Below are 14,257 nucleotides of genomic sequence, written 5' to 3'. Positions count from 1 at the left end.
AAGCCCCTACCCAGGGGCTTTTTTATCACGCCGTATCACATAAAACCCAAAGCGTTAAATCCAAATCCGCATAAAGGGAGCCAAGATCAACACTGCCCGATTGTTTGGCCTTTGCCTGTTATTGCCATTAACTTGCCCATTCGTATCCCAGCCAAGTTTTGCTAGCCTTACCCCCATTCCCCTAAACGATGTGCGCCTAACAGCCGGGCCGTTTCTGCATGCCCAGCAGACCAATTTGGCTTACATCATGTCGATGGATCCCGAGCGACTCCTTGCCCCTTACCGTAAGGAAGCGGGAATTGCGACTACGGCCGACAACTACCCCAATTGGGAAAATACGGGCCTCGATGGCCATATCGGTGGGCATTATCTATCGGCATTGGCCTTAATGTATGCCGCTACGGGCGATCGGGCGGTGCTTGAGCGACTCAACTACATGGTGGCCGAGTTGGAAAAGTGCCAACAGGCCCATGGCAATGGTTACGTGGGCGGTATCCCTCATGGAGACAAACTATGGCAGCAGGTTGCCGCTGGTCATATTGAAGCGGATCTGTTTACGCTCAACCAATCATGGGTGCCTTGGTATAACCTGCATAAGGTATTTGCGGGCCTGCGTGATGCCTATCTTTATACTCAAAATCCTACGGCGAAGAAAATGCTCGTCGGTTTTGCCGATTGGATGCTGGATTTAAGTCGCAATCTGAGTGATGAGCAGCTGCAGCTTATGCTGCGCACCGAATACGGTGGCTTAAATGAAACCTTAGCGGATGTGTACAGCATTACTGGTCAAAACAAATACTTAAATCTTGCGAATCGCTATACGGATCAAAGCCTGTTACAACCCCTGTTGCAGCATCAAGATAAACTGACGGGCCTACATGCCAATACACAAATTCCGAAAATTGTGGGTGTGGCACGTATTGCCGAGCTCAGTCATAACAAGGCGTGGTTAGAGAGCGCCGATTACTTTTGGCAGCAAGTGGTTCACCAGCGCAGCGTTTCCATCGGTGGCAACAGTGTGCGCGAGCATTTTCATCCTAGCGAAGACTTCAGCAGTATGCTCGATTCGGTAGAAGGCCCTGAGACCTGCAATACCTACAACATGCTGAAACTGTCTAAATTACTCTATGAAAACAAACGTGATTTACGTTATATCGATTACTACGAGCGCGCGCTCTACAACCATATTCTCTCGTCCCAGCATCCGCAAACTGGCGGCCTAGTGTATTTTACGCCAATGCGCCCAGACCATTACCGCGTCTATTCCTCGGCGCAGGAAAGTATGTGGTGTTGTGTTGGTTCCGGTATCGAAAACCATGCTAAATACGGCGAGCTCATCTATGCCGAGGAGGACAACAATCTGTTTGTGAACCTGTTTGTCGATTCCGAGGTCAACTGGAAAGCCAAGGGCATCAGCCTTAGCCAAAAAACTCAGTTTCCCGATGACAATACTTCGCAGGTGATTATCCATCAGGAGGCGGACTTTACCCTCAATCTGCGCTATCCCACATGGGCTAAGGGGGACGTGACCGTGAGCATTAATGGCGAGCCGCAAAGGTTTACACCGACTCAAGGGCAATATATTCCTTTAACACGGCACTGGCGTAAGGGCGATAGCGTGACTATCACCTTACCCATGGACATTAGTCTTGAGCAGCTTCCCGATAAAACCGCCTATTACTCAGTGCTTTATGGGCCAATTGTGTTAGCGGCAAAAACCGCGCCTATTGCCAATGACGCCTTAAACTTTATCGGCGATGCCAGTCGTATGGGGCATATTGCCAGTGGCCCTATGTGTGAACCCAGTCAGGCGCCGATTTTTATCAGTGATGGAACACGCTTTTTAACCGATATCCGCCGTGAGCCCATGAGTCAGCTGCAATTTACCACGGGGAAAGCCCGTACAAATCAAGCGAACCCAATCACGCTGATCCCCTTCTTTCGCCTGCATGACCGCCGCTATACCTTGTATTTTGGCCAGAGTGCTCCCGATGAATGGCAGCAGAAACAGCAAGCGTTAGCTCAAAAAGCCCAGATGGAAGCCAAGCTGATGGCGCAAACCTTAGATAGTGTGCAGCCCGGTGAGCAACAACCTGAGTCGGATCATTTCTTTAAGGCATCAAAGAGTGAAGCGGGCCTTAATGGTAATCGCCATTGGCGCCATGCCCAGGATTGGTTTAGTTATCAACTCGATGCCAAAGGTGAATCGCAACCCGTATTGCGCTTAACCTACTTTGGTTTGGATGCTGGGCGACGTTTTGATATTTTGATCAACGATAAGCGCCTAGCCGAGGTCACACTGAGTGCCGATAAGGGCCCGACATTTTACAACGTCGACTACCCTATTCCCGCCGACATGCTTTTAGATAGCACAGTGCCCTTCAGGGTGAAATTTGTGGCAAAACCGGACTCGATTGCCGGAGGTTTATATGAGGTGCGTCTGCTAAAAAGTGAGCCAAGCTCGACTCAATAAGCCGAGCATCCCGAGCGCAATATGTGAACTTGGGCTAAAAACGCTCATTCAGACAAGGGGAAGTAAGGCGCTTTCCCTTGTTTCTTTATCCCCTTACCCATAGATTCTGCGCTAAGCATTTCCAGATGTTTGCTGGTGGCTCTATGCCGCTATCAGTCACTATCCGTAAATATCAGTCCATATCGGGTAAGATTTAGTCGGCTGCAGGCTAAATAAGTCAGTTTAGTTGAAAATTTTTGCTGGCAAAATTTAGCGCCATTGCTGATAAAAATCAGTAATCATCTCTTTCTCATTGCAACTTTGAACAAAATAATCGATATCAGCATCGCTTTGATCGCCAAACCAGACGGAGAACAATATTGCCTGCGGGTTTAGCGGACGCATAGCTTTAACCTCATTGAGCGCCCTGACTAATATGGCGTACAAGGCTTTGAGGTAAGCATCAAATGCCTCTTCGGACTCAAGCGCTTCAGCGTCCTCTTGCAGCAATTGCAGTTTGTCGTTAACTGCCTCAAAAATATCTTCATTTTCATCGTGATGTGGAGAGTCGCAGGCCGACCAACGCAGCGTTTGCTTAAGCTCTGCGAGGGATTTATGTCGAAAACGATGATCGTTTTGATATTGCTCTGTGACGGCAGTCAAACCTTCCTCAGTGAAAAGCGTAACGCCTAGATATTCCACTAAGGGCGTGCTGTATAGGCAAAAACCGTAGAGGGTCTGCACCGGATAGTGTGACAGCCACCAATCGTAATATTCTGCTAGTGCCAGAGCGAGTTCCTGAGCTAAGTTTTCCAATCCAGCTTCAATATCCGCACTAAGCTTGTCCTTATTTATCGCCATATCCCTACTCCTCGATCTTGGCAAAATCATCATCACTGAAATTCACTCCCACATTCAGGCAGGACTCCTACCCACAATGTGAATGCTCGGGCGGCAATATAACATCTTTAGCTTCAAAGATTGAATCGGTTAAGTGATTGAAATAGCGATTGGAATAGCTTGTTTTGCGTGCGAGCCTAAACAATCGCGCTTCAGTCAGGCATAAAAAAGCGGGGCTGCTGAAGCATGCCCCGCGGTTATCGAATCATTTGTGGTGGTAAATGAATTAGTAGAGGTTGAACAAGGGGCGCCCGCTCTCATCAAATGCCACCGCTAACATCCGAGCATGGCGATTGGGATCATAGAGTGGATCTTTAATGATTTGGGCTAATGGACGGGTATCTGTGTTAGGTACCACACTTGGGTCGCCCTCTGCATGTTCATAATCACGGGCATGGTACACACAGATGGGCGTTACGCCATCTTCAGCCACGGTGAAACTGTTATGACCAGGGCCGAAGATTTGCTTGTCGACATCAGTGCACAGCACTGGCTGGCGGGTTTTCTTCCATGAGTTACGATCGAGCAAATCAGCATGCTCATCGGCCTCCATATAACCCATGCAATAACAAGCACCTGTGGCGCTGGCCGAGAAAGTAATAAAAATTTTCCCCTGATGTTTAAGCACTGCAGGCCCTTCGTTAACCCAAAAATCGACTCGTTCCCAATCGTAATCTGGGGTGGTGAGCATGAATTGCGCCGTCTTTAACTTGATGGGCGATGCCATTTCCGCTAAATAAAGGTTGGATGCCGCAAATTGACCGCCGGTTTTCTCCGCCCAGCAGAAGTAACGCTTACCGTTGTTTTCAAAAATGGTCGCATCTAAGGAAAAGTCGATAAATGACTTATTATCACCATCGGCCGCCTGCATCATGCCAAGTTCAATCCATTCATCATTCAAGGGATCTTGCCCTTGGCACTCAAGCACATAGGGGCGTAAGGCCCAAATATTTTCTTCTTCGCTGGCCGCAAAGTAGATGTACCATTTGCCGTCGATATAATGGATCTCGGGTGCCCATACGTGGCGGCTCATCGGGCCGCTTTGGTGTTTAAACCAGATATCGAAGGTTTGGGCGTCTTTCAAGCCGTCTAAGGTCTTGGATTTACGCAGTTCAATCCGATCGTAGGTCGGAACAGAGCCCGTAAAGTAGTAATAACCGTCGCTATGTCGATACACAAAGGGATCGGCGCGCTGCTCGACTAGGGGGCTGTTTGTTGCTCTTATCATGGAAAACCTGTCTATTTCGATTACTTAAGTGTGCGGTTCGTGTCTGTTAAACGCATTTCGCTTATTCGCGGGATTGCGTGTCTTGCTGATGCAGGGTTTGGCTATCGCTCTGCTGATTATCAAATACTGGGAAACCGTCCGCCGACCAGCGAATGGCGCGGTAGTAAGTGTGTCTATTACCGTCAGTCAATGGTGTCCCCTGCAGCTCAAGGTAATTACGAGCATGGTAAAACATCAGCTCGGTTTTACCATCCTCTGCCAGCACAAAACTATTATGGCCAGGACCAAAACGATTCAGGCTAGGCTCAGTGGTAAAGATTGGGCTTGGCGATTTATGCCAACTCTTGGGATCGAGTAAATCGGCATTTTCATCGGCCCATAATAGCCCCATGGCATAACGGTCGTCCGTGGCACTGGCGGAATAGGTCACGAAGACTTTACCGTTTTTAACCAACACCGCAGCGCCTTCGTTGACTTTAAAGCCTAAACGTTCCCAATCCAATAAGGGCTCGCTGATAATGGTTTCGTTATCAGAGAGTTGAGTTGGCGATAGCATTTTGGCAATCACTAAACCGGTGTTGTAACGCTTGGCTTTGTCCTGCTGCGCCCAAATAAAATATCGCTCGCCCTTGAGGCTAAAGCTGGTCGCATCGAGTGAGAAGGCATCCTGTGCCGATTGCAATTTGCCAAGCTCCTGCCACTGCCCCGTCATCGGCGAGTCACCCTCGAGTCCTAAGACAAACATGCGGTTATGAAAACGCACATCCTTATTGCTGGCCGCAAAATAGATATACCAGCGACCATCGATTTTGTGCAGCTCAGGCGCCCAAATATCGATACTCATTGGGCCGGTTTCATGCTTGCGCCACAGGGTTTTAGGCGTTGCTTGGTGTAAACCGTCAATGGTTTTCGCGTGGCGAAGTTCGATGCGGTCAAACTCAGGTACTGAGGCAATAAAATAATAACTGCCGTCATCATCGCGGATCACCCAAGGATCCGCCCTTCTCTCGATAAAGGGCGCATTCGCATCGAGGGTTTGCGCCGTGGCGCTGTGGGATTGTGCGCGGCTAATTTCAAGTACGGGCACGGCTTGCGCTAATGGCAATGCCAATGCGGCGAGTAAGCCACAGTTCAAAAGCAAGCGCCGAAAGACCGACAGGTTAGGTTGACGATTATCCATGTGATTTTTTGCGTCCATTCAAGAGTTTCTGCAATAGGATGAAAAAGAACAATAAGAGTCCGATAACTATTTTGGTCCACCAACTGCTTAAGCTGCCATCGAAGGTGATATAGGTTTGGATCACCCCCATCAAAATCACTCCAAGTACAGTGCCGACCACAAATCCACTGCCGCCCGTCAGTAACGTACCGCCAATCACCACGGCCGCAATGGCATCCAGTTCGACACCAATGGCGCCAAGCGCATAGCCAGAGAAGGTGTAAAAGGTAAAGACAATGCCTGCCAGCGTTGCCAGAAAGCTACTGATGGCGTAAATACTGATGGTGGTTTTAGCGATGGAAATCCCCATTAGTTCAGCAGAATGTTGATTGCCACCAATGGCATACACATTGGTGCCGAAACGGCTGTAATGCATCACAATGGCGATAATCACAAAAAACAGAATAAAGATCAGTGAGCTTAAATCGAGCGCAGCATTGCCTGGTAGTGCAATGCTCATCTCTGCCACCGCATCGTAAAATGGATGGTCAATGGCAATCGACTCTTCGCTGAGCGTCGTCGCTAAGCCCCGTGCAAGGAACATGCCCGCAAGCGTCACGATAAAAGGCTGCAACTTATACACATGGATAATAGTGCCCATGAGTGCACCAAACAGCGTGCCAAGGGGCAAGATAACCGCAAAGGCCAACAATGGATGCCACTGGTACTCAGTGATCAATAAACTGCTGACAACCCCACTTAAGGCGATGACGGCGCCAACTGAAAGATCAATGCCCCCGGAGATAATCACTAAGGTCATGCCTAATGCGGTGATAAGTAAAAAAGCATTATCACGCAACAGGTTGGTGACTACTCGGCCGCTGGCAAAACCGTCAAACTGAAAGGTGCCGACCAGAAACATCGTCAGCAGCAATGATGCGGTGATCCACAGCGGGATAAAACGTCTTGCTATCATGGTTTTTCTCCTGTCGCTGTGCTGACTTTTGCACTTGTGCCCTTTTCTGCTGGTTTTGCATCCGCTTGGCGCTTGGATTTGAATAGCGCCGACAATTGGCGCCTAAATTTATCCGATTGCAACAGCAGCACGGTCAGGATAACGATGGCCTTGATCAGCAAGTTAAATTTAGCGGGTAAACCACTGACGATAATCGTGGTCGCTAAGGTTTGAATGATCAGCCCGCCCACAACCGACAAGACTAAGGAGAAACGCCCACCGGTGAGTGCGGCGCCGCCAATAACCACCGCTAATATGGCATCGAGCTCAAGCCACAGGCCTGCGTTATTGGCATCTGAGCCTTGGATATCGGCGGTGCTGATCATCCCGGCCAATGCCGCGCACAGACCCGCAATGGCATAGGCGAACAGTTTGATGGATTTATCGTTGATCCCAAGGTAACGACTCGCCTTAGCATTACAGCCCACCGCTTCGATAAACAGCCCTAAGGCGGTTTTACGTAGCAGTAATTGGCTAAAGATCAGCATCCCAATCACAATCCACACTGGCATCGGCAGGCCTAAAAACTGGCCCACGCCAATAGCGGCAAAGCCTGGGTGCTGGAAGGTGATAATTTGCCCTTGGTTGATAAGCTGAGCAACACCGCGCCCTGCCACCATAAGCAACAAGGTTGCGACAATCGGTTGAATGCCTAAGAAACTCACCAGACCGCCATTAATACAACCGGCTAAGAGCCCAATACTCAGGCCTGCAGCAATGACGATGACTAAGCTTAAATCCGGCACTAACAGTAGATTCGCGCAAACGGCGCCCGCAATCGCCATTACGGCACCAACCGACAGGTCAATACCGCCAGTGGCAATCACGAGACTCATGCCAATGGAGAGCAGCGCCACGGGTGCACTGCGATTTAAGATATCAATCAAAGAGCCATAGAGTCTGTCGTCTTGATAGCTGATATTAAAGAAATTGCTATCAATAAACAGATTGGCAAGTAACAGAATACCTAAAGCCAAGAGTGGCCAGAGGTATCGACCAATGGAGGTCGACTTGCCCGCTTGGTAACGGGTGTTTTTTTCTTGAACCATGGTTTTGTGGCTTTCCTGCATCCGTTGTCGTTCAGATGAGTTCGACTCAGACGAAAATGATTCGGTCGATAGGGTTTGGACAGAGCTTTTCATTTATCCCTCCGCAATCGCTTGCATGACGTGCTGCGAGGTTAATTCCGCGCCTGAAAGTTCACGTACTGCATATCTGTCGCGTAGCACCACGACTTTATTTGAAAAGGCCACAAGCTCATCAAGCTCGGACGATGCGACCAATAGTGACATGCCTTCATCACACAGGCTTCTGATAAGCTTGACGATTTCAGCGTGGGCACCAATATCGATGCCACGGGTCGGCTCATCCAGTACCAATAAAATCGGCTCTATGGCTAACCAACGGGCGAGGATCACCTTTTGCTGATTACCGCCACTTAATTGCTCTATGGGTTTATCTGCGTCCGGTGTCGCAATCTGTAATTTATCGATAAAGAACTGGGCAATTTCCTGCTGCCGAGCTTTAGATAAATAACGCCACCAACCGATACGCGCTTGCAGCGCGAGTATGATGTTTTCACGGATAGACAAAGGGCCGATAATGCCGTCAATCTTACGATCTTCAGGGCACAGGGCTATCCCGGCGCTGATCGCATCCACGGGTTGCGACAGCTTGAGTTTCTGGCCCGCCAAATGAATACTGCCGCTATCGACTAAATCCAGCCCAAATACGGCGTTGCAGACTTCGCTGCGCCCCGATCCTAAAAGACCCGCAAGTCCGACCGCCTGCCCCTTAGGTACGGTAAGATTCATCGCTTGAATCGAGCCTTTTACCGACACACCTTCAAGGGATAACAACACTGCATCGGCGCTGGCAACCGTGCGTTCCTTTTCCTGCTTATCGACCAATTGCTCCTGCAGTGAGCGCCCGAGCATAGCTTCAATCAGCTTAGGCTGTGGCAGCTCGGCCGTAAGATATTCGCCAATAAAACGTCCGTTACGCAGCACGGTAATGCGATCGCTTATCTGGTAAACCTGATCGAGGAAGTGAGTGATAAAGACGATGGCCACACCCTTGGCTTTGAGCTGATTTAAGATCCCAAACAGCACTTGCACTTCTTTGGCATCTAAGCTCGCCGTAGGCTCATCGAGCACTAATACCTTGGCCGACATAGCAACACCACGGGCGATGGCAATGAGTTGTTGCACCGCGATGGAATAGTCCGACAGCGGCGCGCTAACATCGATATCCAGCTTAAACTGGGTCAACACTGCGCGCGCATCGGCATACATTTTTTTGAAATGAATAAGACCAAGGCGGCGCGGTTCGTAACCAAGGAACAAATTTTGTGCCACGGTCAGGTTAGGCACTAGGTTCACCTCCTGATAAACCGTACTGATCCCCGCCTTTTGCGCATCCATTGGTGTGTTGAAATGTTGCGGCTCACCCAGAAAGAGGATGTCGCCCATATCTTTTGATTGGGCGCCCGTCATCACTTTCACCAGCGTCGATTTACCCGCACCGTTTTCGCCGAGCAGGGCGTGAACTTCCCCCGCAAATAACCGCAAACTCACATCCTCAAGGGCTTTTACGCCCGGATAGTGCTTACTGATCTGCTTGAGTTCTAAAATAAGGCTCATAGCTATTCCCCAAGAAAGCGTCAATCTGACTATTGCTGGCGACGCTTTTCGTACTCGGCGGCAGCGGTTTCTTGGGTAAATACGTCGCCCGTGGTGCTGATAAGCTTAGGCTGCTCCTTGTTACCCTTAAGATACGCATCGATAGCATCAAACGCTGGGCCACCTAAGTAAGGGCTAAGTTCAACCGTGGCGTTCACATCACCATCGGCCATGGCCTTAAAGTAATCTGGCACACCATCCACAGAGACAATCAGGATATCTTTGCCCGGTTTTAAACCCGCCTCTTTAATGGCTTGCACTGCACCCAGGGCCATTTCATCGTTGTGCGCCCACACGGCGCACAGTGGCTGACCATTTTGGGCCTTGAGGAAACCTTCCATCACTTCTTTACCCTTAGCGCGGGTAAATTCGCCGGTTTGGCTGCGAACAATCTTGGCATTGGGATAATTGGCAATCACTTGGTTAAAACCAGTGGCGCGATCAATCGCTGCGGTTGCCCCGACTGTGCCCTGTAATTCGGCGATATCACAGTTGCCTTGGGTTTTATCCATGAGCCATTGGCCAATCTTGCGGCCTTCTTCGGTAAAGTCGGAGGCGATACGGGTGAGGAATAGGGAATCATCATCGACCTTGATATTACGGTCTACTATCACTACAGGGATGTTGGCGCGTTTCGCTTCTCTCAGCACTGGCTTCCAGCCTGTTTCCACTACAGGCGCGATAATAATGGCATCCACGCCTTGGGCGATAAAGCTACGCACGGCTTTGATTTGGTTCTCTTGTTTTTGCTGAGCGTCGGCAAATTTTAAATCTATACCCCGCTGTTTGGCCTCAGCTTTAACAGCTTCACTGAAGCTCGTTCGCCAACCACTCTCGGATCCAACCTGTGAAAAGCCCACCGTAGTGGCGTAGGCACAAGTTGCACTCACAGCCCATAATCCCAATGCGGTAATGATTTTATTATGTTTCATTATTATTCCCTTTATAATTTTAGGTAACAGAGATCCCCAGCCTGCTAAAATCAGCAGGCTAACTCGTATAAATAAATATTATTTCGCCTTTATTGAATTAAATATTCTTAAACTTATGTACCGTAATTTGTTGATATTGAGTATTTGCCTCGAGCATTACACTCGGGAAATGGTCAATGTTTACCGCATTCGGATAACCGTGGGTTTCAAAACAGAGCCCATGGAATTGATTAATGCTATAACCTTCATGGTCAATATGGCTGCCATCGAGAAAGTTGCCACTGTAAAATTGCACGCCAACTTCTGTGGTGCTAATTTCGAGTTCTCGGCCGGAAAGCGGATCTTTTAATACCGCAATAGTCTGCAAACTGTTTTTATTGTCAGGATTTCTATCCATCACAAAATAATGATCATAACCATTAGCTAATTGCTTAATATCCGTGGCAATAGCCTTTGGTTGTTTAAAATCGTAGGCGCTATCGTCGACTAGGATTAATTCGCCGGTTGGGATCTGTTCATTATCTAGGGCAAGAATATGGCTGGCATGGATGGTTAACTCATGCTCCAAAATACCTTGCTGTTTGTTTGAGGCAAGATTCCAGTAGGCATGATTGGTTAAACAGACGGGTGTGGTTTTATCGCAAGTGGCGTGATAACTTAGGATTAATTCATTGTTTTCATTGAGGCGGTATTCTAGCTTAATGGCAAGATTACCCGGAAATCCTTGATCGCCATCGGGACTGGTAATGCTGAAAACCGCCGCCACACTGTCACTGTCCTGCAAAGTCTCAATCTGCCAAGTGCAATGGCTTAATCCTTTAGGGCCGCCGTGAAGTTGGTTATTGCCTTCATTGGCGACTAATTGAATCGTTTTACCTGCTAAGGGAAATTGTGCTTTACCAATACGATTCGCGACACGGCCTGCGGTAATACCAAAATAATACGGATTAGTCTCCCAATCTTTAATATCTTGATAGCCAAGACTTAATGAAATAGGTTGCTCATCTTTGCCATAAAGTTTTACCGACCAAATGCTAGCGCCGTAATTTGACAGAACCACTTCAAGCCCGTGGCTATTGGTAAGCGTGACTAATTGTAATTCATCCGCAAATGCGGCATGTTCTACATTTTTTTTAGAGACGGAGAGTTGCATGGTGAGTGCTTTACCTTTTATTTAAAAATAAACTCAGCACTCACCTCATTATTCAATGAACTGAAATTTTATTGTGATATTTAAATCCAACCACCATCGACAATAAAATTTTGTGCGGTGCAGAGTTTGCTATCATCTGCTGCTAAAAATAACGCCATAGCAGCAATATCTTCGGGCATCACATATTCTTTAATACATTGGTTATTTTCGATATGTTTTGCCGTATCTTTATCTACCCAGTGTGTGAGTTGACGTTTTGTCATCACCCAACCCGGCGTTAAGGTATTAATCCGGATTTTATCTTTGCCTAAATCGGCGGCTAAACCTCGAGTTAAGCCCATGACACCAGCTTTTGAGGCCGTATATCCCGCCATTCCCGCTTGACGATTGTGCCAACTCATCGAGCCAAAATTGATAACAGAACCCCCGCCGAGCCGCTGCATTTGCGGTCTTACCGCTTGTACGGCAAAAAAGTAGTGCCGCAAATTGGTATTTAAGCATTGGTCCCAATATTCTGGCGTGACTTCATCTATGCTATGCCTTTCATCGCACGCGGCATTGTTAATCAATACTGAGATAGGGCCTAAATCGTCTTCCACCTGAGCAATGACGCTTTTAAGCGCAGCTACATCGACAAGATCACAGTGATAAAATTTCACGCTAGCGTCAGGCTGAGTCTGCTTAAGGCCTGTGACAAGTTGAGTCGACTCCTCAACTAAAATGTCGACAAATGCCACCTTAGCGCCCTGCTCTAAAAAAGACCGTACTAAGCAAGCCCCAATACCCGTACCACCGCCACTGATAAAAATGGTCTTACCTTGTAAACTCGGGTATTGATTAGTCAACTTCATAACTCAACCTTTTATTAAAATAATTATTTGGTTTCATTATAAAAGAAAACGAGTTCATATTTAATGGGAATGTGCGGGTATCTCTGCACCTCGACATCCCACGAGAAAATCAAAATCACATCCCTCATCCGCCTGCAGCACATGGTCTTTAGAGCGAGAGATAGCCGCCATTGATTGGAATGGATTTCACCGCCGCGAGTTTTGCTAGGCGCGCCTGTAACTCTTGATCGCTGATCTCCAGCTGTAATATCCCTGCATAGGTATCGAGCGCTATCATGTCACCATTTTGTACTGCGGCGAGCGGCCCGAGTGCCTGCGCTTCTGGCGCAACATGGAGAACAACGGTACCAAAGGCGGTGCCACTCATGCGTGCATCGGAAATCCTTACCATATCTTTAATTCCTTTTTTCAAAAGCTTAGGTGGCAATCCCATATTGCCAACCTCAGCCATGCCCGGATATCCCTTAGGGCCACAGTTTTTAAGCACCATAATACTGGTTTCATCTATCTCCAGTTCGGGATCACCAATGCGGGCGTTGTAATCATCAAAACTTTCAAACACGACCGCTTTACCACGGTGTTGCATCAAGTGCGCGCTGGCGGCGGAGGGCTTGATCACTGCGCCGCGAGGCGCGAGATTGCCGCGCAGTACGCGAATGCCGCCATTTTCGACCAAGGGATTTTCAAGTGACATAATCACCTCTTGGTTATAACAAGGCGCCTCTTTAACATTGTCCCAGAGGCTAGCAGCATTGACGGTGAGCGTGTTTTTGCTCAGTAAATCTTGTTCAAACAGCTGCCTTAATACTGCTGGCAGTCCACCTGCATAGTAAAAGTCTTCCATTAAGTACTGACCCGAAGGCTTAAGATTCACTATGGTCGGTACTTCGTAACCATGGCGCCAGTCATCGAGTGACAGCTCAACACCTATCCTGCCGGCAATCGCCTTTAAATGGATAACGGCGTTGGTTGAACCACCAATGGCAGCATTGACTTTGATGGCATTAATAAAAGCATCACGGCTTAAAATTTTACTTAAGGTCAAATCCTCTTTGACCATGTCCACAATTCGCATTCCCGACATATGCGCCAATACTTGGCGGCGAGAATCCACCGCAGGAATGGCTGCATTGTGTGGCAAACTCACCCCAAGGGTTTCCACCATACAGGCCATAGTCGATGCTGTTCCCATAGTGTTGCAGGTGCCCGTTGAGCGTGACATATCCGCTTCGGCATTCATAAATGCGGAGAGACTGATGTTGCCAGCTTTATATTCTTGATGCAGTTCCCACACGAGTGTGCCCGAACCGACATCCTGGCCCTTATGCTTACCATTGAGCATGGGACCACCGGTAACAACGATTGTCGGTAAATCACAACTGGCCGCGCCCATTAATAAAGCCGGAGTCGTTTTATCGCAGCCCACTAACAGCACAACACCGTCGATGGGATTGCCACGAATGGCTTCTTCCGTGTCCATAGCCGCAAGGTTACGCGTTAACATGGCGCTAGGGCGCAAATTGGACTCGCCATTTGAAAACACGGGGAACTCCACCGGAATGCCACCCGCTTCCCGAATACCATTCTTTACTCTTTGGGCCAATTCCCGCAGATGACCATTGCAGGGCGTCAATTCCGACCAGGTATTACAAATCCCAATCACAGGCTTATTTTGAAAGTGATGCTCTGGTATGCCTTGGTTTTTCATCCAACTGCGGTACATAAAGCCATTTTTATCATCACTACCAAACCAGCTTGCCGAACGAAGTGTTTTCGGTTTTTTATTATTCATATGACACCTTCGTTTTCCAAAGCACGTGCCCTGCCCGACATATTCAATTAGCCGCATTACAGTCGACTATCAGAGAGTTGGCGCACCTTTATGC

General features: G+C 48.4%; 11 protein-coding genes. 1 reads left to right on the top strand and 10 read right to left on the bottom strand.

The window, feature by feature from the left end:
* Positions 1-100 precede the first annotated feature (100 nt).
* Positions 101-2,473, top strand: a complete 2,373-nt coding sequence (locus tag M0413_RS18785; protein ID WP_283771978.1) for a beta-L-arabinofuranosidase domain-containing protein — start codon at positions 101-103, stop codon at positions 2,471-2,473.
* Between the two features lie 249 nt (positions 2,474-2,722).
* On the opposite strand, the gene M0413_RS18780 is transcribed toward M0413_RS18785, so the two are convergent.
* From M0413_RS18780 to M0413_RS18735, 10 genes are all read right to left on the bottom strand, one after another.
* The gene (locus M0413_RS18780; RefSeq protein ID WP_249555260.1) at positions 2,723-3,313 is read right to left on the bottom strand and encodes a DUF4303 domain-containing protein; all 591 of its coding nucleotides are present in this window, start codon (positions 3,311-3,313) and stop codon (positions 2,723-2,725) included.
* 265 nt (positions 3,314-3,578) lie between these two features.
* The gene (locus tag M0413_RS18775; RefSeq protein WP_249555258.1) at positions 3,579-4,580 is read right to left on the bottom strand and encodes a family 43 glycosylhydrolase; all 1,002 of its coding nucleotides are present in this window, start codon (positions 4,578-4,580) and stop codon (positions 3,579-3,581) included.
* Positions 4,581-4,641: 61 nt separating this feature from the next.
* Positions 4,642-5,778: a glycoside hydrolase family 43 protein gene (locus M0413_RS18770; protein WP_413740179.1), complete on the bottom strand. Its 1,137-nt coding sequence runs from the start codon at positions 5,776-5,778 to the stop codon at positions 4,642-4,644.
* On the bottom strand, positions 5,753-6,715 hold the full coding sequence (yjfF, locus tag M0413_RS18765; RefSeq protein ID WP_047536264.1) for a galactofuranose ABC transporter, permease protein YjfF: 963 nt from the start codon (positions 6,713-6,715) through the stop codon (positions 5,753-5,755). Before yjfF ends, M0413_RS18770 begins: the two co-directional genes overlap by 26 nt.
* Positions 6,712-7,896, bottom strand: coding sequence for an ABC transporter permease (locus M0413_RS18760; protein WP_144374645.1), 1,185 nt, complete (start codon positions 7,894-7,896; stop codon positions 6,712-6,714). Before M0413_RS18760 ends, yjfF begins: the two co-directional genes overlap by 4 nt.
* Positions 7,897-9,396, bottom strand: a complete 1,500-nt coding sequence (locus tag M0413_RS18755; RefSeq protein ID WP_249555254.1) for a sugar ABC transporter ATP-binding protein — start codon at positions 9,394-9,396, stop codon at positions 7,897-7,899.
* A 29-nt stretch (positions 9,397-9,425) separates the two neighbouring features.
* On the bottom strand, positions 9,426-10,367 hold the full coding sequence (locus tag M0413_RS18750; RefSeq protein ID WP_144346532.1) for an ABC transporter substrate-binding protein: 942 nt from the start codon (positions 10,365-10,367) through the stop codon (positions 9,426-9,428).
* 97 nt (positions 10,368-10,464) lie between these two features.
* On the bottom strand, positions 10,465-11,520 hold the full coding sequence (locus M0413_RS18745) for an aldose epimerase family protein (protein WP_249555252.1): 1,056 nt from the start codon (positions 11,518-11,520) through the stop codon (positions 10,465-10,467).
* Between the two features lie 80 nt (positions 11,521-11,600).
* Positions 11,601-12,371 carry an SDR family NAD(P)-dependent oxidoreductase gene (locus M0413_RS18740; RefSeq protein WP_055647349.1) on the bottom strand — a complete coding sequence of 257 codons (771 nt, stop codon included), beginning with the start codon at positions 12,369-12,371 and terminating at the stop codon, positions 11,601-11,603.
* Positions 12,372-12,519: 148 nt separating this feature from the next.
* The gene (locus M0413_RS18735; RefSeq protein WP_249555250.1) at positions 12,520-14,163 is read right to left on the bottom strand and encodes an IlvD/Edd family dehydratase; all 1,644 of its coding nucleotides are present in this window, start codon (positions 14,161-14,163) and stop codon (positions 12,520-12,522) included.
* Positions 14,164-14,257: the final 94 nt, after the last annotated feature.

Origin of the sequence: Shewanella sp. 8A, from assembly GCF_023475945.1 — a bacterium.
GTDB lineage: Bacteria > Pseudomonadota > Gammaproteobacteria > Enterobacterales > Shewanellaceae > Shewanella > Shewanella xiamenensis.
Note: the sequence above shows the minus strand (reverse complement) of the source record. Positions and strands in the feature narration are given on the sequence as shown.